Source organism: Cellulomonas sp. JZ18, assembly GCF_009720485.1.
Lineage (GTDB): Bacteria > Actinomycetota > Actinomycetes > Actinomycetales > Cellulomonadaceae > Cellulomonas.
Genome location: NZ_CP045245.1, coordinates 1,874,310 through 1,893,572, shown reverse-complemented (window position 1 = coordinate 1,893,572; position 19,263 = coordinate 1,874,310). Strand labels below are relative to the sequence as shown.

Genomic DNA, 19,263 nt, shown 5'->3' with positions numbered 1-19,263 from the left:
CCGGCCGCGCGTCGACGCTACTCCCGGGGCGCGCGGGCCCGGTAGGAGAGGGTGGGGTGAATCGTCCGTTTCGCCCTTTTCGTCCTACCGGGGTCGCCGCTCGTCCGCCGGCCGGTAGAAGTTCCGCTCCCACCGGTGCCGCCGGATCACCTCGTGCTGCTCCGGCGTGAGGCGGCGGCCGTCGCTCGTGGCCGCGTTGCGCTCGACGTTGCGCACGGTGCGCATGCCGGCGATGACGGTCGACACGGCCGGGTGGTCGAGCACGTACCGCAGGGCGACGTCCGCCAGCTGGTCGCTCTCGATGCCGAGGTCGCGCACGAGGGCGTCGACGTGCTGCTCGACCTGCGCGGCCCGGCCACCGCCGAAGTACGTGTTCCGGAAGTCGCCGTCGGGGAACGTGCTGCCGCTCGTGACGCGGCCGGTCAGGCCGCCCTCGTCGAGCGCGACCCGCACGATCACGCCCACGCCGTGCTCCGCGCACGCGGGCAGGAGCTGCTCCTCGGGCCGCTGGTGCCACAGGTTGTAGATCACCTGCACGGTGTCGACCACGCCGCTGCGGACGAGCTCGAGGGCGTTCTCGGGCTGGTAGTCGTTGACGGACACCCCGAAGAAGCGGATCTTGCCCTCGTCGCGCAGCGCCGCGACCGTCTCCAGCCAGTCCCCCTTGCCGACCCAGTCGTCGCTCCAGACGTGCAGCTGCAGGAGGTCGAACGCCTCCAGGCCCGACGCCCGCAGGCTCGTCTCGAGGCTCTCGCGGATGTGGGTGCCGGGGAACGTCTCGTCGGGGTGCAGACCGGCGGGCGCCGGCCAGATCCCGTTGCGCGGCGGCACCTTCGTCGCCACGTGGACGTCCGCGTGGTCGCGCACGACGCTCCCGACGATCCGCTCGCTCTCGCCGTACCCGCGCGCGGTGTCGATGACGTTCACCCCGAGCTCGATCGCCCGGTGCAGCGCCGCGACCGACTCGTCCTCCCGGGCCCCGACCCACATCGCGGCGCCGATCCCCCACGCCCCGTACCCGATCTCGGACACGGTCAGGCCCGTCCGTCCCAGCCGGCGGTGCTCCATGCTCGCTCCCTCGTCGCGTGCCGCACCCGCCCCGGCGCGCTCCGGGACGGCGTCGACGCCCAGCGTCCCCCGCACCGCACGGCCTCGCGAGCGCAGCGATCGCCGGGGGGTGCCGGGCGGCGGGTCCCCTGTGCGATGCTCGCTGTCGGTACGCCCTGTTCGTCGCACTTCCCTCAGCCAGGGCGGCACGCGCCGCGGCCGCCCAGTCTGCGAGGTCGGGCCGTGAGCACGACGCACGAGACCGCTGCCGCCCGCACGGCGACGGTGAGCCGCCTGACGCTGACCATGATGGTCGTCGGGTCGATGGTCGGCGCCGGCGTGTTCTCGCTGCCACGGCGCTTCGCGCAGGAGACGGGTGTCGCAGGAGCGCTCGTCGCCTGGGTGGTCGCCGGCAGCGGGATGCTGATGCTGGCGTTCGTCTTCCAGACGCTCGCGGTGCGCAGGCCCGCGCTGGACGCCGGCGTCTACGCGTACGCGAAGGCGGGGTTCGGCGAGCTCCCGGGCTTCTACTCGGCCATCGGGTACTGGGCCAGCGCGTGCGTGGGCAACGTGACCTACTGGGTGCTCATCACGTCGACGCTCGGTGCCGTCGCACCGGCGCTCGGCGCCGGTGACACCGTCCTCGCCGTCGTGCTGTCGTCGGTCGGGCTGTGGCTGTTCTTCCTCCTGATCCGCCGCGGCATCCGCGAGGCGACGGCGATCAACCGCATCGTGACCATCGCCAAGGTCGTGCCGATCGTCGTCTTCGTGCTGCTCGCGCTGTTCGTGCTCGACCCGTCGGTGCTGGCGGACAACCTGCACGGCGCGGACTACACCGGGCCGGTGTTCGAGCAGGTGCGCGACACGATGCTCGTGACGGTCTTCGTGTTCCTCGGCGTGGAGGGTGCGAGCGTCTACTCGCGGCACGCACGGCGCCGCGAGGACGTCGGACGGGCGACCGTGCTCGGGTTCCTCGCCGTCTTCGCCGTGTTCGCGTCCGTGACGGTCGTCTCGTACGGCGTCCTGCCGATGGCCAAGATCGCGCAGCTGCGGCAGCCCTCGATGGCCGGGGTGCTCGAGGCGGCGGTCGGGGGCTGGGGTGGCACGTTCGTCAGCGTCGGGCTGATCGTCTCGGTGCTGGGCGCGTACCTGGCCTGGAGCCTCATGGCCGCCGAGGTGCTGCTCGTCGCGGCGCGCGACCGCGACCTGCCCCGCTTCCTGGCGCGGACGACCAGCAGGGACGTGCCCGTCAACGCGCTGCTGCTGACCACGGGTCTGTCCCAGCTGGTGCTCGTCGTCACGCTCTTCTCGCGCGACGCCTTCGACTTCGCGCTCGACCTGACCGCGTCGCTGAGCCTCGTCCCGTTCCTGCTGGCGGCGGCGTACGCCCTCAAGCTCGTGCTGACGCGCGAGTCGTACCCCGCCGCGGCAGGCCCGCCGGTGCGCGACGGCGTCGTGGCCGCGCTGGCGACCGTCTACACGGCGTTCCTCGTCTACGCGGCCGGTCCCACCCTGCTGCTCGTCTCGTTCCTGTTCTACGCGCCGTCGACCGTGCTGTTCGTCCTCACCCGCCGCGAGCAGGGCCGCCGGGTGTTCCACCCCGGCGAGCTGGTCCTGTGCGGGGTGGTCGGCGTCATGGCCGTCGTCGCGGTCGTGGCGCTCGCCCAGGGGTGGATCCACCTCTGACGTCCCGTCCCTGTCACGAAGGAGACCGCATGAGCACCACGCAGGACCCGCCGGCGGCCACGTCAGCGCTGGGCGTCCACTCCGAGGTCGGGCGCCTGCGCACGGTGCTCGTCTGCGCACCGGGGCTCGCCCACGAGCGGCTCACGCCCAGGAACTCCGACGACCTGCTGTTCGACGACGTCCTGTGGGTCGAGGCCGCGCAGCGCGACCACCTCGACTTCGTCGAGAAGCTGCGCGACCGGGGGGTCGAGGTGGTCGAGCTGCACGACCTCCTGGCGGAGACGGTCGCGATCCCGCAGGCGCGTGCGTGGCTGCTCGACCGCAAGATCGTCGCGAACACGGTGGGCCTCGGCCTCGTCGACGGCACCCGCGCCTTCCTCGACGAGCTCGCGCCGCGCGACCTGGCCCGCTTCCTGATCGGCGGCCTGTCCACGCGCGACCTGCCCGCCGACGTGCGCAACGACTACCTGGCGCTGGCCCGCGAGTCCCCCGACGCCGCGGAGTACCTCATGCCCCCGCTGCCGAACACCCTGTACACGCGCGACACCACCTGCTGGATCTACGGCGGGCTCACCCTCAACCCGCTCTACTGGCCGGCGCGGCACGACGAGACGCTGCTCATGCAGACCGTCTACCGGTTCCACCCGGGCTACCGGGACGCCACGGTCTGGTGGGGCGACGCGGAGCAGGACTGGGGGCGCGCCACGCTCGAGGGCGGCGACGTCATGCCGATCGGCAACCGCTCGGTGCTCGTCGGCATGAGCGAGCGCACGTCCCGCCAGGCGATCACCCAGGTCGCGCGCGCGCTCTTCGAGCAGGGGGTCGTCGACCGCGTCGTCGTCGCCGGCATGCCGAGCCTGCGGGCCGCCATGCACCTCGACACCGTGTTCACGTTCGCCGACCACGACCTCGTGACGGTGCACCCGGCGATCGTCGACGGCATCCACGCCTTCACGCTCCTGCCGTCCGACCGCTCCCCCGGACTCGAGCTCGTCGACGAGGGCGACACGCCCCTCGTCGACGTCGTGGCCCGCGCGCTGGGGCTGCCGCGCCTGCGGGTCGTCGAGACCGCGGGCGACGTCTACGCGTCCGAGCGCCAGCAGTGGGACAGCGCGAACAACGCCGTCGCCGTCAGCCCCGGGGTGGTCTTCACCTACGACCGCAACACCCAGACGAACGCCGCGCTGCGCCGCGCCGGCGTCGAGGTCGTCACCATCGTCGGCAGCGAGCTGGGCCGCGGCCGTGGTGGCGGGCACTGCATGACGTGCCCGCTGGTGCGCGACCCCGTCGCCTGACCGCGGGCGCTGCGCGCCTCGTCCCGGTGCCGCGGCGCGGGCGCCAGGGCGTCCCGCGGGGGCTCGTGCGACCGGCGCGCGGCTACCCTGCGGGCGTGACCGCGACGGGGACCGCGCTGCTGCTCGACCGGCTGCACCGTGCCGGCCTGACCGACGTCGAGGTCGTCGACCACGCCGGCGGCGGGCTCGCCGCCGTCGCGGGACTGGCCCGCCGCACGCAGGGGCCACCGGTGTTCGCGAAGACGTTCGCCCAGCCGCCGGGCGACGTGTTCGAGGCGGAGGCCGAGGGGCTGGGCGCGCTGTCCCGGCTCGGCGGCGTCCGGACCCGCGGGTGCACCTCGTGCGCCCCGACCTGCTCGTGCTCGAGGCGCTGGAGCCGCGCACCGACACCCCGGCGTTCTGGGAGCGGCTCGCGCACGACCTCGCCGCGCTGCACACCGGCACCCGGGCCCACCGGTTCGGCTGGCACCGGGACACGTGGCTGGGACGGATGCGCCAGGACAACACGTGGGAGGAGGACGGGCACCGGTTCTTCGCCGAGCGTCGCCTGCTGCGCTGGCTGCACGAGCCGCGCGTGCGCGCCGCCCTCGACGAGCGGGACCGGGCCGCGCTCGAGCGGCTGTGCGCGGCGCTGCCCGAGCTGCTGCCCGCGGCGCCGGCGTGCCTCACCCACGGCGACCTGTGGTCGCAGAACGTGCTGTCCGCGCACGGCGCACCGGCGCTCATCGACCCGGCCGTCTCGTACGCGTGGGCCGAGGTCGACCTGTCCCACCTGTGGTCGAGCCCCCACCCGCCCGAGGCGGCCCGCTTCTTCGACGTCTACGCGGAGCTGACCGGCCTGGACGGCGGCTGGCGCGCGCGCATGCCGCTGCTGCACCTGCGGCAGAACCTGGCGGTCGTCGCGCAGTTCGAGCCGGACTGGGGCCACGCCGACCAGGCGCGCGCGGTGCTCGCGCCGTTCCGCCGGTCCCGGGGGCGCTGACGACCCCGGCCGGCGCACGGCTCAGGTGCCGGGGTCTCCCGTCGCGGCACGCCGGACGTGGTGCGGGCTGTCCGGGTTCAGCAACGAGTGCCGGCGCCCGTACCCGAAGTAGACGACGAGGCCGATCAGGAGCCACACGCCGAAGCGCAGCCACGTCTCCCAGTGCAGCTGGAGGATGAGGAACACCGACGCCACGACGCCGAACGCCGGGACGAACGGCATGAGCGGGAGCCGGAACGCGCGCGGCGCGTCGGGGCGCGTGTACCGGAACAGGATGACCGCGACGCACACGACGACGAACGCGGACAGGATGCCGATGTTCGTCAGGTCGGCGACGGCCCGGATCGGGAACACGCCGGCGAGCAGCGCGGCCCCGCCGCCGGCGATCCACGTGACCCGCTGCGGCGTGCCGTGCCGGTCGACGCCCGCGAACCACGGCGGCAGCAGCCCGTCGCGGCTCATCGAGAACCACACGCGCGTGACGCCGAGCAGGAACGTGAGCATGACCGTGAGGATCGACAGCACCGCGAACACCGAGATGACGCTGGCGACCACCGGCAGGCCGACGTTCGTGAACGCCGACGCGAAGCCCGCGGTCGGGTCGATGTCCTCGTAGCTCTGCAGGCCCGTGAGCACCAGGGTCGCGGCCACGTACAGCACCATCGCGACGACGAGGGACAGGACGATGGCCCGGGGCATGTGCCGGCGCCCGTCGGTCGCCTCCTCCGCGGCGGTCGACATGGCGTCGTAGCCGAACACCGCGAAGAACACGGTCGCGGCACCCGTGAGCACGGGGCCGAAGCCGTTGGGCATGAAGGGGTCGTAGTTGCCGGTGTCGACGTAGAAGGCCCCGAGCCCGACGATGAACAGGACCAGCAGGATCTTCACGGCGACGGCGACGAGCTCGAACCGGCCGAAGGTCCGTGTCCCGCGGCTGAGGATGAACGTGACGAGCAGGCAGATCAGCACGGCGGGGACGTTGACGACCCCGCCCTCCTCCGCGCTCGCGGTGACGGCCGCGGGCAGCTCGACGCCGAGCCCGCCGAGGAACGCCTCGAGGTAGCCCGAGATGCCGATGGCCACGACCGCGACGATCGCGATGTACTCGAGCAGCAGGTCCCAGCCGATGAACCAGCCGACGACCTCCCCGAGGGCGACGTACCCGTAGGTGTACGCCGAGCCGGCGCGCGGGACCATGCCGGCGAACTCCGCGTACGACAGCGCTGCCGCGGCGGACGCCAGCCCCGCGATGAGGAACGCGACGAGCACCGCCGGCCCCGCCGCGGGGTTGTCGGCGTCCCCGTGGGCGACGAGCCCGGCGAGCGAGAAGATCCCGACGCCGATGATCCCGCCGACGCCGATCGCGGTCAGCTGCCAGAGCCCGAGGCTCCTGGTGAGCCGGCCTGCGCCGCTCGCGGCCTCGACCTCGTCCATCCGCTCGACCGGCATGCGCCGCCAGACGGACCCCTGCTGCCTCGACACGGCCATGTCGTGCTCCCCCCGGACGCGCCGACGACGCGGGAGCGCCGTCGGACGCCTGCCGTCCGAGCATCACCGCCGCCGGGCGTCGCGTCCACCGCTCGTGCCGACCCGGACGACCTCAGCCGAGGTCCCGGTCCGCCCCGGTGACGAGCGCGACGGCCCGCACGACCTCGTCCCGGCCGTGCGGCTCGGTGTCGAGCGCGCGGTGGATGGTCAGACCCTCGACGAGCGCGTCGAGCAGGCGCGCCGTGGCGGGCGGGAAGTGCCGCTCGAGGGCGTGCCGGCTGCGCGCCATCCACGCGTGCGTGAGGCGCCGGTAGCGGGGGTCCCGCGCCGCGAGCGTGTACAGCTCGTGGGTCAGCACGAGCTCCTGCGGGTCGGTCAGCACGTCGACCGTGATGAGGTCGACGACGGCGCTGCGGGCCTGCTCGACGTCGGCGGCGCCCGACAGGGACGCCTCGAACCGGTCGCTCACCCGGCGCGCGAAGCGCTCGAAGGCCTCGTGCAGCAGGGCGTCCGTGCCGTCGAAGTGGTAGGTGATCGAGCCGAGGGGGACGTCCGCGGCGGCGGCGATGCGGCGGGTCGTCGCGCCCGCGACCCCGACCTCGCCGACGACGTCGAGGCACGCGTCGAGGATCCGCTCACGCCGTCCCGGGTCGTGGCGGCGCACGCGCCGCTCGCTCACCGTCCCCCGCCCTGCGCGCCGGTGTACCGGGCGGTGCCCGCGGGATCGGCCACGGCGACGTCGTCCTGGGCCATGCGGCGAGCCTAGCCCGGCTGTGTACAGTTGAACACATCGCCCGGCGCGGCCCCTCCACCACGGCACGCGCCCGGTCGCGCCCGACGATCCCGCCCCCGGACCCGCCCCCGCCTCGGAGCGCCATGCCCGCCTCGCCCGTCCCCGCCGTCGCCCGGCGTGCCCGCGTCGCCGTCTCCGCGGTCTTCCTCGTCAACGCGGTGCTCTACGCGAACCTCGTGCCGCGGCTGCCGGAGGTGAAGGACCGCCTCGACCTGAGCAACGCCGAGCTGGGCACCGCGATCGCGGCGATGCCCCTCGGCGCGCTGCTCGCGGGCCTGCTCGCACCGCTGCTGATCCAGCGGCTCGGCTCGGCCGCGGTGGCCTCCGTCGGCCTGGTCGCGCTCGCCGCGGCCGTCGCCGCCGTCCCGCTCGCGAGCGGCTGGGTCGTCCTGGCGGGCCTGTTCCTGCTCGCCGGCGCGGTGGACGCCGTCGTCGACGTGGCGCAGAACGCCCACGGCTTCCGCGTGCAGCGCCTCTACGGGCGCTCGATCGTCAACGCGTTCCACGGGCTGTGGAGCGTCGGCGCGGTGCTCGGCGGGCTGCTCGGGTCGGCGGCGGCGGGCCTGGAGGTGCCGCTGCCCGCGCACGTCGCCACCACGTCCGCCGTGTTCGCCGTCGTGGCGGTGCTCGCGCACCGGTTCCTGCTGCGCGGCCCCGAGGACGCGGAGCGGAGCGACGACGCGGACCCCTCGCCCCGTGCCCGGGCGCTGCGGCACGTCGCCGGTCGCACCGTGCTGCTGCTGGCCGCGCTGGGCGTGCTGGCCGCGTGCGGTGCGTTCGTCGAGGACGCCGGCTCGTCCTGGGGCGCCCTGTACCTGCGCGGCGAGGTGGGCACCGGCGCGGCCGCCGCCGGCCTGGCGTTCGTCTCGCTGCAGGTCGCCATGACGGTCGGCCGGCTCACGGGCGACCGCGTCGTCGACCGGTTCGGCCAGCGGCGCGTCGCACGTCTCGGCGGGGTCGCGATCGCGCTGGGCACGGGAATCGCGCTCGGCGTGCCGTCCCTCGCGAGCACGCTCGTCGGGTTCGCGCTCGCCGGTCTGGGCGTCGCCACGCTCGTGCCCGCGGTCATGCACACCGCCGACGAGCTGCCCGGGCTGCCCGCGGGCGTGGGCCTCACGGTCGTCAGCTGGCTGCTGCGCGTCGGCTTCCTCGTCTCCCCCACGGTCGTCGGGCTCGTCGCGGACGCCACGAGCCTGCGGGTCGGCCTGCTGGGCGTCGTCGCGGCCGGCGTCGTCGTCGCGCTCGTCGGACGGGTCCTCGTCGCAGGTCGCGGCCGGCAGGAGCCGGCGGCGGGCGCACCGGCCGGCGCAGGGCCCGCCGCGGCACCCGTCGCCGGCACCTGACGGCACGTCGCCGCGCGCGAACGCGCCGGACAGGGCAACGTCAGGGCGGGAAGCAGCAGCACGAGAGCGGAGCGGTCACGTGGACGAGCAGGCGCAGGACGGGACGGTCGTGCCCACCGAGCACGAGGCGCCGGAGGTCACCTACGACGAGCAGCGGTTCCCGGCCCGGCCCGCCCCGCTGCGCCAGCAGCCGCGCCCGCGTGCGCAGCTGCGCGGCGGGCTGGGCCGCCGCGTGTCGGACCCCCGGACCGCCGACGGCTCGAACCCCGCGTACGTGCAGTGGCTCGTCGGGCAGTCGATGCTCGCGGACGCGAACGTCCTGAGCCGTCAGCTGTCCGGTCAGCCCACCATGTGGCGCAACCCGTACGCCCGTCCCGACGCCCGCCGCGCGCTGCGCACGGCGTCGGTGTGGTTCACCGCGTACCCGATCTCGCTCATCACGCGGCCCGGGCAGTCGTTCCTCGGTGCCCTCGGCGAGGACGACCTGTGGCAGACGTTCCAGACGATCGGGATCGACGCGATCCACACCGGACCCGTCAAGCGCGCCGGCGGGATCCGGGGCCTGCAGGAGACGCCCAGCGTCGACGGGCACTTCGACCGGATCAGCACCGCGATCGACCCCGTCTTCGGCACCGAGGACGAGTTCCGCCGGCTGTGCGAGGTCGCCGACCACCACGGCGGCAGCGTGATCGACGACATCGTCCCCGGGCACACCGGCAAGGGCGCGGACTTCCGGCTCGCGGAGATGGCCTACGAGGACTACCCGGGCATCTACCACATGGTGGAGATCCCGCCGGAGGACTGGGACCTGCTGCCCGAGGTGCCCGAGGGCGAGGACGCGGTCAACCTCGACGCCGTCGCCGAGGCGAAGCTCGCCGAGCACGGCTACATCATCGGCGCCATGCAGCGCGTCATCTTCTACGCCCCGGGCGTCAAGGAGACGAACTGGAGCGCGACCGCGCCCGTGGTCGGCGTCGACGGGCGCACCCGCCGCTGGGTCTACCTGCACTACTTCAAGCAGGGGCAGCCGTCGATCAACTGGCTCGACCCCACGTTCGCGGGCATGCGCCTGGTCATCGGGGACGCGCTGCACTCGCTGGGCGACCTCGGCTCGCACGCCCTGCGCCTGGACGCCAACGGGTTCCTCGGGGTGGAGAAGAGCACCGAGGGGCTGCCCGCCTGGTCGGAGGGGCACCCGCTGTCGCACGCGGCCAACCACGTCATCGCCGGCATGGTGCGCAAGGTCGGCGGCTTCACGTTCCAGGAGCTCAACCTCACGATCGAGGACATCCGCGACACCGGCAGCGTCGGGGCCGACCTGTCCTACGACTTCGTCAACCGGCCCGCGTACCACCACGCGCTCGCGACCGGCAGCACCGAGTTCCTGCGCCTGACCCTGCGCGCGAGCCTGGAGGTCGGCGTCGAGCCCGTCAGCCTCGTGCACGGGCTGCAGAACCACGACGAGCTCACCTACGAGCTCGTGCACTGGGCGACCCTGCACCGCGACGACCTCTACCCGTTCCGGTACCGGCAGGTCACCGGGCAGGAGCTCGCGGAGACCGTCCGTGCCGAGCTCACGGCCGCCCTCACCGAGCCCGCCGCGGAGTACAACCGCGTCTTCACCACCAACGGCATCGCGTGCACCACCGCGTCGGTGATCGCGGCCGTGCAGGGTCACCGCGCGCTCGACGACATCCGCGACGAGCACGTCGAGGACATCCGCCGCGCGCACCTGCTGCTGGCGATGTTCAACGCGTGGCAGCCCGGCGTCTTCGCCCTGTCCGGCTGGGACCTGCTCGGCATGCTGCCCGTGCCGGCGCAGGCCGTCGAGGACCTGCTGCGCACCGGGGACACGCGCTGGCTGCACCGGGGCGCCCACGACCTCATGGACCACGCGCCGGAGGCGACCACGTCGTCCGCCGGCATGCCGCGCGGGCGCTCGCTGTACGGGTCGCTGCCCGACCAGCTGCAGGACCCGCGCTCGTTCGCCTCCCGGCTGGCCGAGGTCCTGCGCATCCGCAGCGAGCACGACGTCGCGGTCGCCACGCAGATCGACGTCCCCGACGTCGCCCAGCCCGGCATGCTCGTGCTCGTGCACCGCCTGGACGGCGGCGACGCGAGCCGCGAGGACGCGCCCGTGCAGGTCACGGTGCTGAACTTCACGGGCGAGACGGTGGCCGGCACCGTGCACTCCGCGGCCCTGCAGCCGCAGTCCGGCGTGCGGGACGCGGCGACCGGCGAGGAGGTCGCCTTCGTCGACGACCTGCAGAGCTTCCCGATCACGCTCGAGCCGTACGGCGGGCGCTTCCTGCTGCTGACGGACCTGCGGGAGCACGACGCCGCGGCGCCGACGCACCCGTGACGAGGTCGCGCGGCGCGCCCCGTCGGCCGCGGCGGCCGGCGGGGCGCCGTCAGGTGGTCGCGCGCTGCACCAGGACGACCGACGCCTCGTCGTCGGGCTCGGGCAGCCCGAGCTCCGGCGCCAGCCGGCGCATCACGTGCTGCGCGAGGGCGGTACCCATCTCCCGGGTCCGGATCCGCACCGTCGTGATCGGCGGCAGGGCGAGCCGCACGAGCGGCTCGTCGTCGACGGCGACCAGCGCCAGGTCGCGCGGGATCCGCAGCCCCAGGCCCCTCGCCGCCGCCACCAGTGCGAGCGCCACCTCGCCGTCGTAGGCGCACACCGCGGTGACGGGCTGGTCCCGCTGGCGCAGGCGCTCGAGGGAGCGCCGCGCGGCGTCCGGGAACAGCGGCACGTCGACGACGACGGGCTCGGGCAGGCCGCGTGCCGCGCACTCGCGCCGCACCCCGGCCAGGCGACCGCGCATGAACAGCTCCGACCGCGGGTCGGACGACGCCCCGTACCCGATGCGCGTGTGACCGCGGTCGGCCAGGTGCGCGGCCTGCAGCGCGCCGACGCGGTCCTGCGGGATGTGCATGGTCCGGTCGTGCGCGCCGTCCAGCGCCATGCCCACCAGCGGCGTGCCGGTCGCCGCGACCGCCGCCCGCTCCTCGGGGGTCAGGCACGAGAGGTCGACCACCGCGGCGGGCCGCACGTCCCGGACGAGGGCCACCACGTCGTGGGCCGTCCGGCGGTGCACGACCACGGGGTGGCCGTACCGGGTGAGAGCCTCGCCGAACGTCTGCAGGACACCGATGAGCACCGCCTCGATCGGGCCGTCGGCCAGCAGCACGAGCACGTCGCCGCTGCTGCCGCTCCGCAGCGCCTTCGCCGCCGCCGAGGGCGTGTAGCCCAGCTCCGCGGCGGCGCTCAGGACGCGCTCGCGGGTCGCGTCGCTGATGGACTGCCCCGGGGTGCGGTTGAGCACGTAGCTCACGGTGCTCTGCGAGACACCCGCGGCGCGGGCGACGTCACGAGAGGTGACACGGTCGTCCGACATCGCGCACCCCCCTCGGTGACCTTCGACCACTGTGGCACCGCAACCACCCGCACCGCTCGCCAGCCCGCGAACAGCACCCGGTGGGTCCCGTCACAACCACCGGGAACGGCGGGCGGGCGGGCCTGCTCGTGCGCACCTCGGCGGGCCATTCGTCCCATGATCCCGCCCCGCCGGATCAATACGTTTGCATCGATCCTCACGCGGCCCCGGCACCACACCCAGGAAGGCACCGCCACCACGATGGCCCAGCACCCCCGAGGACGCACCGCCCTCGTCGCGCCTCTCGTCGCCCTGTCCCTGACCGGCTTCGCACCCGCTCCCGCCGCCGAGCCGACGGCCGACCCGGCCACCGCTCAGGAGGTGGCGCCCGCCGAGCAGCCCCCGCCGGAGCAGCCGCTGCCGGAGCCCGAGCCCGCCTCCGGGCACCCGGTCGAGCAGACCGCCCCCGTGCCGGAGCCGCAGCAGGGGCAGGAGCAGGGGCAGGAGCAGCGTGCTGGGGAGCCGAACGCCGCACCGGTCCCGGTGCCGTCCGCGGCACCGCAGCCCGCGCCGCTCGCCGAGGTCGCTCCGAAGCGCGACGACCTGAGCGTGGTCGACGTCCGGATCACCGGCGCGCTGGCCCCCTACGGGGGTCCGCAGGTCGTGAGCGGCAGGCTGATGCGCGTGGGCGACGCCGACCTGAGCGGCGCCCACGTCGAGGTCGAGGTGCTCGAGGACGGCGTCCCACTGCGGACGGCGACCACGGCCGCCTTCACCATCATCAACCAGTGGGGAGACGCGGGCTGGTCGGTCGACCTCGGAGGTGAGCGGCTGCCGCACGGCCGGTACGAGGTACGAGCACGCCTTGTCGTGGACGGTCGGGCGGTCGGCCGCGAGGCGAACGGCACGATGATCGTCCAGATGCGGCCCCCGACGCTCACGGTCGACGAGGGCGTCGAGGTCGTGCGTGGCCGGGACGTCGTCATCACCGGAACCGTCGCGGACCTCGGTGACGTCGGCCCCGACGTCGCGGGAGCGACCATCTCGGTCGTCCTCCGGCACGGTGGCGGCGGTGTCGTGCCGACCATCACCTTCGACGGCACGAGGTCCACCTGGCGGGTCGTCATCAGCGGGCAGTCGACGGCTGACCTCGCTCTCGGTCCCGGTGCGATCATCGCTCTGGCGTACGCGGCGGACCACTCGTGGGAGAGTGCGCCCGTCGAGGTGCCCACGACCATCCGCGACGTCGCCCTGCCCACCCTCACCGTCGACGCCGCCACGGCGAGCCTGGTCAGCGGCGGCACGATCACCGGGACCGTCGCCGACCTCGGGGACATCCCGGCCGACGCGCGCAACGTCCAGCTCTGGGTGGAGGTGTGGCGTGACGGGCGTCGGTACGTGAGCCTGGGGTCCACCGCGGACCTCACGAAGGACACCTGGTCGATGGACCTCGACGCGGACGTCATGAGCCGGTTCGGCGTGGGTGAGGGCGACTACGAGCTCCGGGTGAAGGTGTACGAGGGGGCGCACACGTGGCAGGGCGAGTACGCGCGGGGCACCCTGACCGTCGTCCCGCTGCTCACGCCGGCCACCACCGTGGACGACTCCACGATGTACCTCACCGCGGGCGGGGACGTCACGGGACGCATCACCGACCTCGGGGACGTGCCCGCCGACGCGGACGACGTGCGGCTGGACATCGAGGTCTGGCGTGACGCGGTGCTCCACACGACCTGGACCACGCAGCCCGACCTGGCCGAGGAGACCTGGACGACGCACGTCCGGCCGGAGGACCTGGACGAGGACGGCATGGGCGTGGGCACCTACGAGCTGCGGGCCTACCTCTACGACACGTCGAGCTCCTGGCAGGGCCAGGTCGCGACCGGCACCCTGCAGGTCCTGGCCGAGCACACCCCCGGCGTCGTCACCGTGCAGCAGCCTGCCGCCACGTTCTCCGAGACGGACCCCGTCACCGTCACCGCCACCATCGAGCCCGGCACCTACGCCCTGGACCCGGACACCGTCGCCGTCGTGCTCGGTGAGCTGGACGCGCAGCCGCAGACCGTCACCTACGACCCGGTGACCGGCGTGCTCGTCGCGACGTACGCGCCCGGCGCGGTCCCGGCCGGCACCTACCCGGTGACCGTCACCGCACGGGACGAGGTGGGATACGACCTGGAGCCCGGCACCGCGACCGTCGTCGTGGCGGCCGCCGCGGTGCCGGCTCCCGGGGCCAGCGCACGGCCGACGGACCCGGCGCCGTCCCCCCGGCCCGTCGCACCGGCGGCCGTGACCCCGCCCGCGGGGACGCCGGGCCGCGGCGCGACGACCGCCGCGCCCCTGCCGGTCGAGATCGCGCGGACCGGCGCGCGCGTCGGGGCGACGGCCGGCCTCGCGCTCGTGGTCGCCGCGGCCGGTGGCATGCTGGTCGTCCTCGCACGGCGGCAGCGCCGAGCCGCCTGAGGCCGCAGGCAGGAGGGCCGCGGCAGGTGCGCGCGCGCCGCCACCCCGTTGCGGGCACACTCGGCGCATGGGCGCCGGGACGCCGTGGGTGCTGCACGTCGACCTCGACCAGTTCGTCGCGGCCGTCGAGGTGCTGCGCCGGCCCGAGCTCGCAGGACGGCCCGTCGTCGTCGGCGGCCGGGCGACCCCACCGAGCGCGGCGTCGTCTCCACCGCGTCCTACGAGGCCCGTGCCTTCGGGGTGCGGTCCGGGATGCCGCTGCGGGTCGCCGCCCGCAAGCTGCCCGACGCGGTCTTCCTGCCCGTCGACGCCGCCGAGTACGAGGCCGTGTCCGACCGCGTCATGACGACGCTGCGCTCGCTCGACGCGGTCGTCGAGGTGCTGGGCTGGGACGAGGCGTTCCTCGGCGCCGTGACGGACGACCCCGAGGCCCTCGCCCGGCAGGCGCAGGGCGCGGTGCTCGCGGCGACCGGTCTGCACAGCTCGGTGGGCATCGGCGACACCAAGGTCCGCGCGAAGATCGCCACCGAGCACGGCAAGCCGGCCGGGGTGTTCCGGCTCACCGCGGAGAACTGGTCCGCCGTCATGGGTGGCCGCCCGACCATCGAGCTGTGGGGCGTCGGGACCAAGGTGTCGCGGCGCCTCGCGGCACTCGGCGTGACGACGGTCGACGAGCTCGCCGCCGCACCCGTCGACGCCCTGGTGGCCGAGTTCGGGCCGCGCATGGGCGTCTGGTACCACGAGCTCGGGCAGGGCCTCGGGCCCACCACCGTCGACGACCGGCCCTGGGTGCCGCGCGGTCACGGGCGAGAGACGACGTTCCAGGAGAACCTGACGACGCGCGCGCAGGTGCGCGCCGCCGTGCACGCGCTCACCGACCAGGTGCTCGAGGACGTCGCCGCGGACGGCCGCCCCGTCGTGCGGGTCGCGGTCAAGGTGCGGTACGCGCCGTTCGTCACCACCGGCGCGAGCCACAAGCTGCCCGAGCCGACGCGCGACCCGGCCGCCGTCGCCGCGGCGGTGCGGGCGCTCGCGGACCGGATCGAGGACCGCGAGGTCCGGCTGCTGGGCGTGCGCGCCGAGATGGCGATGCCCGCGGGGGCGGACCGCGGCGACCGGACACCGGTGCGCGGGCGCATCTGACGGACCCGGCCGGCACGCGCGGCCGCACGCTCCGACAGCACGGCCGGACCGGGGAAGGAGGCTCTCATGGTCGACCAGGACACGGAGGCGGCGATCGCCGACCTGTGGCGCTTCTACGAGGAGCACGCCGAGCAGGCACGCCAGCACGAGACCCTGCGCGCGAGCGCGACCAGCGTCCTGGCGGGCATCGCGTCCGCCGTCCTCGCGTTCGTCGGGGTCGACGGGATCAACCGGTCGGACGTGCCGGCGGGGCTCGCCGTCGTCCTCGTCAGCACGCTCGGCGTGGTGCTGAGCCTCAAGCACTACGAACGCAACCGCATGCACACCGCGGTGATGAAGGCGACGCGGGACGAGATCGAGACCCTGCGTCGCAGCGGCGGTCGAGGCAGGTCGGCGTCGGCGATCAGCGCGAAGGCGGTGGCGCAGCACGACCGGGACTTCGCGGTGCTGCGTCGCCGGCACCAGGCCAGGTCCCGCGTGACGCGGGCCCGGCTCCACCTCCTGTGGGCGGCGCTGCCGGGAGGCATCGGGGTCGTCGGCGTCGTCGTGGTGGTCGCCGCGGCGTGGCGACCGTGACGGGTGGCACCGACCGCGCGGCCGCCTGCCCGGTCGCCCCGGAGCGCGGCGACGGCCCGAGCACCGGGACGACCCTCCTGGTGGCGACGCTCCCGAGCGATCCCGCCGACGCCGCGGCCACCTGTTCCGGGCGGCGAGGCGGACAGGCGCCGGACGGCGCGTGCGGGCCGGCTAGGAGCCGGCCGTGCCCTCACCGGCGCGGCGCTGCGCCTCCTCCCGCCGCCGCTCGTGCGGTGGCCGCGCGACGCGGTCACTCGTGCGGCAGACCTGGCCGGGCTCCGCGCCGCAGCGCGGACAGAGCACCTCGACGGCGTTCGTCATGCTCGTATGCTCGCGGCGGCACGGGGCGGCCGCCAGCACTGGACGCCCGTCCCACTCGTCGCACACCGAACGTTCATCGCCGCGTCGCTCACGGCGCGTCCTCTCCGGCGCCCGGCGGCCCTCGCCGGTCGACGATCCCGAGCCGGCACCCGCGTACCTCGTCTCGGACAGGACGTCCTCGACGCCGGTCACCCGTGCGGAGCGCGTCCGTGGAGGTTCCTCACCGCCGTCGGCGGCGCGCGCCGCGGCCCCGGACCGCCCTCCCGACGCGCTCGCCGTCCTGGCCATCGCGCTGCGGACCCGGCCCCACGCGCCGGGTACGGGACGGGCCCGGGAGCTCCTCGAGGTGCGGGCGACTCTCCCTGGGCCCGCCGTCGACCTGCAGGCTCCCGAGTACGTCCCGCCGGGGCGCCCCGCCCGCCGCGAGCAGGCGCCCGCCGCGGATCGCACCTAGCCTCGAAGACGCCCCCACGTTCGACGCGACCCGCCCCCGGCCGCCGAGACGATGCACGTCGTTCGGCTGCCCAGGGGGCATGGAGCCCCATGGCAGACGACGACCGCACCCTCACCACGCGACAGGGCCACCCGGTCCAGGACAACCAGAACCAGCGCACCGTCGGCAGCCGCGGACCCGCGACGCTGGAGAACTACCACTTCCTCGAGAAGATCAGCCACTTCGACCGTGAGCGGATCCCGGAGCGCGTGGTGCACGCGCGCGGGTTCGTCGCGTACGGCGAGTTCGAGGCGACCGGGAAGATCGGCGACGAGCCCGCCTCGACGTACACGCGGGCCAAGCTCTTCGCCGAGCCGGGCAAGAAGACGCAGCTCGCGATCCGGTTCTCGACCGTGATCGGCGGGCGCGACTCCTCGGAGGTGGCGCGCGACCCGCGCGGCTTCGCCGTGAAGTTCTACACCGAGGACGGCAACTGGGACGTCGTCGGCAACAACCTGGCCGTGTTCTTCATCCGCGACGCGATCAAGTTCCCCGACGTCATCCACGCCCTCAAGCCGGACCCGGTGACGTTCCGGCAGGAGCCGAACCGCATCTTCGACTTCATGAGCCAGACGCCCGAGTCGATGCACATGCTGACGCACCTGTTCAGCCCGCGCGGCATCCCGGCGACGTACCGCCACATGGAGGGCTTCGGGGTCAACACCTACAAGATGGTGAACGCCGCCGGCGAGACGGTGCTCGTGAAGTTCCACTGGCACCCGCGCCAGGGCGTGGCCTCGCTGACGGACGAGGAGGCCGCGAAGGTGCAGGGCCAGGACCTGGGCTCGGCGTCCAAGGACCTGTACGAGGCGATCGAGCGCGGCGACTTCCCGCAGTGGGACATGTACGTGCAGATCATGGAGGACCACGACCACCCCGAGCTCGACTGGGACCCGCTGGACGACACGAAGATCTGGCCCGAGGACCAGTTCCCGCTGCGGCACGTCGGCACGATGACGCTGAACCGCAACGTGGACGACTTCCACGACGAGAACGAGCAGATCGCCATGGGCACGGGCGTGATCGTGGACGGCCTGGACTTCTCGGACGACAAGATGCTGGTCGGCCGCACGTTCAGCTACTCCGACACCCAGCGCTACCGGGTGGGCCCGAACTACCTGCAGCTGCCGGTCAACCAGGCCCGCGGCCGCGAGGGCCGGGTGCACACCAACCAGCGCGGCGGGCAGATGTCGTACGGCGTCGACCTGGCGCCCGGCCAGAACCCGCACGTGAACTACGAGCCGTCGATCCACGGCGGGCTGCACGAGGCCGAGCGGCAGCCGAACCTGCCGCCGGAGATCCGCGGGCAGCTCACGCAGGCGCCGCTCGAGCGCACGAACGACTACGTCCAGGCCCGGGGCCGGTACAACACCATGAACGACTGGGAGCGCGACGAGCTCGTGAAGACCCTCGGCGGGCTGCTGGCCGACTGCGAGCGCGACGTGCAGGAGCGGATGCTCTGGCACCTGTTCCTGGTGCACGACGACTACGGCACCCGGGTCGGCGAGCGCCTCGGCATGACCGCCGACGACGTGCGCCACCTCGAGCCCCTGCCGACGCAGCGGCTCACCGACGACGAGCGCAAGCGCCTGGAGAACCTGGGACACAACGGCGACGTGGTCGACCCCACCCAGTGGGGCCGGTGGACGAGCTCGGTCGTCAACCACCGGGCGTCCGCCGAGGACGTCCTGGCCGGCACGCTCGGCCGCCTGCCCTACACCGACGACGCGGCGCCGGCCGCGGCGGGCTGACGACACGGGCTGACGACGACACGGGCGGCGCGGCCGCTCGGACCGGGCACCGCGGGCACGCCCGCGGTGCCCCGGGCGCGTCCGTCAAGCCCGGGCCACGGGTACGCCGAACCGCAGCGCGCGGGGCACCTCGGCCACCTCGTCCACGCGGGCGAGCAGCCGCTCGGCGTCCGCGGACGTCGGGCCGTCCACCTGCACCCGGTACGTGACGCCCGTCGAGCGCCACGCCTCGTCGAAGCCGCCGTCGGCGACGACCCGCACGCCGCGCACCTCGACCCCGAGCGCGCGCGCCTCGCGGTACACGTCGTTCAGCACGCAGACGGCGACGGCCAGGTGCAGCACCTGGGCGCCGTTCGTGACGGGGTCCGCGGCGACGCCCTGGGGCGTCCAGGCGTGCGCGAGGGTGACGCCCGGCCCCCGCAGGGTCCCGGCCGACGCCGACACGCCGAGCGGCGAGAGGTCCGCCATGCGCCCAGGCTGGCACCGTCGCGCACCCGGCGCG

General features: G+C 74.4%; 14 protein-coding genes and 1 pseudogene. 9 read left to right on the top strand and 6 right to left on the bottom strand.

All coding sequences use genetic code 11. The features are described from left to right. Positions 1 to 84: 84 nt before the first annotated feature. Positions 85 to 1,068 carry an aldo/keto reductase gene (locus GC089_RS08585; protein WP_155377345.1) on the bottom strand — a complete coding sequence of 328 codons (984 nt, stop codon included), beginning with the start codon at positions 1,066 to 1,068 and terminating at the stop codon, positions 85 to 87. A gap of 135 nt (positions 1,069 to 1,203) precedes the next feature. Between GC089_RS08585 and GC089_RS08580 the strand changes: the two genes are divergently transcribed. The 3 genes from GC089_RS08580 to GC089_RS08570 all read left to right on the top strand — a co-directional run bounded on the left by GC089_RS08580 (position 1,204) and on the right by GC089_RS08570 (position 5,010). Then, positions 1,204 to 2,733, top strand: coding sequence for a basic amino acid/polyamine antiporter (locus GC089_RS08580; protein ID WP_155377344.1), 1,530 nt, complete (start codon positions 1,204 to 1,206; stop codon positions 2,731 to 2,733). Between the two features lie 29 nt (positions 2,734 to 2,762). Then, positions 2,763 to 4,028, top strand: a complete 1,266-nt coding sequence (locus GC089_RS08575; RefSeq protein ID WP_155377343.1) for an arginine deiminase — start codon at positions 2,763 to 2,765, stop codon at positions 4,026 to 4,028. A 331-nt stretch (positions 4,029 to 4,359) separates the two neighbouring features. Further along, positions 4,360 to 5,010, top strand: coding sequence for a fructosamine kinase family protein (locus tag GC089_RS08570; RefSeq protein WP_230685156.1), 651 nt, complete (start codon positions 4,360 to 4,362; stop codon positions 5,008 to 5,010). A 21-nt stretch (positions 5,011 to 5,031) separates the two neighbouring features. On the opposite strand, the gene GC089_RS08565 is transcribed toward GC089_RS08570, so the two are convergent. Together GC089_RS08565 and GC089_RS08560 are read right to left on the bottom strand one after the other, a co-directional pair. Then, positions 5,032 to 6,498 (bottom strand): amino acid permease, encoded by a 1,467-nt coding sequence (locus GC089_RS08565; RefSeq protein ID WP_155377342.1) that lies wholly within the window; start codon positions 6,496 to 6,498, stop codon positions 5,032 to 5,034. 112 nt (positions 6,499 to 6,610) lie between these two features. Further along, the gene (locus GC089_RS08560) at positions 6,611 to 7,177 is read right to left on the bottom strand and encodes a TetR/AcrR family transcriptional regulator (protein ID WP_155377341.1); all 567 of its coding nucleotides are present in this window, start codon (positions 7,175 to 7,177) and stop codon (positions 6,611 to 6,613) included. A gap of 197 nt (positions 7,178 to 7,374) precedes the next feature. Here GC089_RS08560 and GC089_RS08555 point away from each other — a divergent pair, with 197 nt between their 5' ends. Beyond that, positions 7,375 to 8,634: an MFS transporter gene (locus GC089_RS08555; protein WP_155377340.1), complete on the top strand. Its 1,260-nt coding sequence runs from the start codon at positions 7,375 to 7,377 to the stop codon at positions 8,632 to 8,634. A 79-nt stretch (positions 8,635 to 8,713) separates the two neighbouring features. Further along, the gene (gene treS, locus GC089_RS08550; RefSeq protein ID WP_155377339.1) at positions 8,714 to 10,996 is read left to right on the top strand and encodes a maltose alpha-D-glucosyltransferase; all 2,283 of its coding nucleotides are present in this window, start codon (positions 8,714 to 8,716) and stop codon (positions 10,994 to 10,996) included. A gap of 49 nt (positions 10,997 to 11,045) precedes the next feature. On the opposite strand, the gene GC089_RS19735 is transcribed toward treS, so the two are convergent. Continuing rightward, positions 11,046 to 12,035, bottom strand: a complete 990-nt coding sequence (locus GC089_RS19735; protein ID WP_155377338.1) for a LacI family DNA-binding transcriptional regulator — start codon at positions 12,033 to 12,035, stop codon at positions 11,046 to 11,048. Positions 12,036 to 12,275: 240 nt separating this feature from the next. Between GC089_RS19735 and GC089_RS08540 the strand changes: the two genes are divergently transcribed. From GC089_RS08540 to GC089_RS08530, 3 genes and pseudogenes are all read left to right on the top strand, one after another. Beyond that, complete coding sequence (locus GC089_RS08540; protein ID WP_155377337.1) at positions 12,276 to 14,477, top strand: hypothetical protein; 2,202 nt, start codon at positions 12,276 to 12,278, stop codon at positions 14,475 to 14,477. Between the two features lie 67 nt (positions 14,478 to 14,544). Then, positions 14,545 to 15,620 (top strand): annotated as a pseudogene (locus GC089_RS08535) (DNA polymerase IV). Positions 15,621 to 15,686: 66 nt separating this feature from the next. After that, positions 15,687 to 16,196: a hypothetical protein gene (locus tag GC089_RS08530; RefSeq protein WP_155377336.1), complete on the top strand. Its 510-nt coding sequence runs from the start codon at positions 15,687 to 15,689 to the stop codon at positions 16,194 to 16,196. A 171-nt stretch (positions 16,197 to 16,367) separates the two neighbouring features. On the opposite strand, the gene GC089_RS08525 is transcribed toward GC089_RS08530, so the two are convergent. Then, positions 16,368 to 16,517, bottom strand: coding sequence for a hypothetical protein (locus tag GC089_RS08525; RefSeq protein WP_155377335.1), 150 nt, complete (start codon positions 16,515 to 16,517; stop codon positions 16,368 to 16,370). A gap of 543 nt (positions 16,518 to 17,060) precedes the next feature. Between GC089_RS08525 and GC089_RS08520 the strand changes: the two genes are divergently transcribed. Then, positions 17,061 to 18,761 carry a catalase gene (locus GC089_RS08520; RefSeq protein WP_155377334.1) on the top strand — a complete coding sequence of 567 codons (1,701 nt, stop codon included), beginning with the start codon at positions 17,061 to 17,063 and terminating at the stop codon, positions 18,759 to 18,761. Between the two features lie 84 nt (positions 18,762 to 18,845). Here GC089_RS08520 and GC089_RS08515 read toward each other — a convergent pair whose 3' ends face one another. Continuing rightward, the gene (locus GC089_RS08515; protein ID WP_155377333.1) at positions 18,846 to 19,229 is read right to left on the bottom strand and encodes an OsmC family protein; all 384 of its coding nucleotides are present in this window, start codon (positions 19,227 to 19,229) and stop codon (positions 18,846 to 18,848) included. Between the last annotated feature and the right edge of the window lie 34 nt (positions 19,230 to 19,263).

What these genes read in the sequence shown, in the direction of transcription:
- GC089_RS19735 (WP_155377338.1), bottom strand. Translation starts at nt 12,035, where the DNA reads ATGTCGGACGACCGTGTCACCTCTCGTGACGTCGCCCGCGCCGCGGGT.
- GC089_RS08515 (WP_155377333.1), bottom strand. Translation starts at nt 19,229, where the DNA reads ATGGCGGACCTCTCGCCGCTCGGCGTGTCGGCGTCGGCCGGGACCCTG.
- GC089_RS08540 (WP_155377337.1), top strand. Translation starts at nt 12,276, where the DNA reads ATGGCCCAGCACCCCCGAGGACGCACCGCCCTCGTCGCGCCTCTCGTC.
- GC089_RS08525 (WP_155377335.1), bottom strand. Translation starts at nt 16,517, where the DNA reads ATGACGAACGCCGTCGAGGTGCTCTGTCCGCGCTGCGGCGCGGAGCCC.
- GC089_RS08520 (WP_155377334.1), top strand. Translation starts at nt 17,061, where the DNA reads ATGGCAGACGACGACCGCACCCTCACCACGCGACAGGGCCACCCGGTC.
- GC089_RS08575 (WP_155377343.1), top strand. Translation starts at nt 2,763, where the DNA reads ATGAGCACCACGCAGGACCCGCCGGCGGCCACGTCAGCGCTGGGCGTC.
- GC089_RS08555 (WP_155377340.1), top strand. Translation starts at nt 7,375, where the DNA reads ATGCCCGCCTCGCCCGTCCCCGCCGTCGCCCGGCGTGCCCGCGTCGCC.
- GC089_RS08530 (WP_155377336.1), top strand. Translation starts at nt 15,687, where the DNA reads ATGGTCGACCAGGACACGGAGGCGGCGATCGCCGACCTGTGGCGCTTC.
- GC089_RS08585 (WP_155377345.1), bottom strand. Translation starts at nt 1,068, where the DNA reads ATGGAGCACCGCCGGCTGGGACGGACGGGCCTGACCGTGTCCGAGATC.
- GC089_RS08580 (WP_155377344.1), top strand. Translation starts at nt 1,204, where the DNA reads ATGCTCGCTGTCGGTACGCCCTGTTCGTCGCACTTCCCTCAGCCAGGG.
- GC089_RS08565 (WP_155377342.1), bottom strand. Translation starts at nt 6,498, where the DNA reads ATGGCCGTGTCGAGGCAGCAGGGGTCCGTCTGGCGGCGCATGCCGGTC.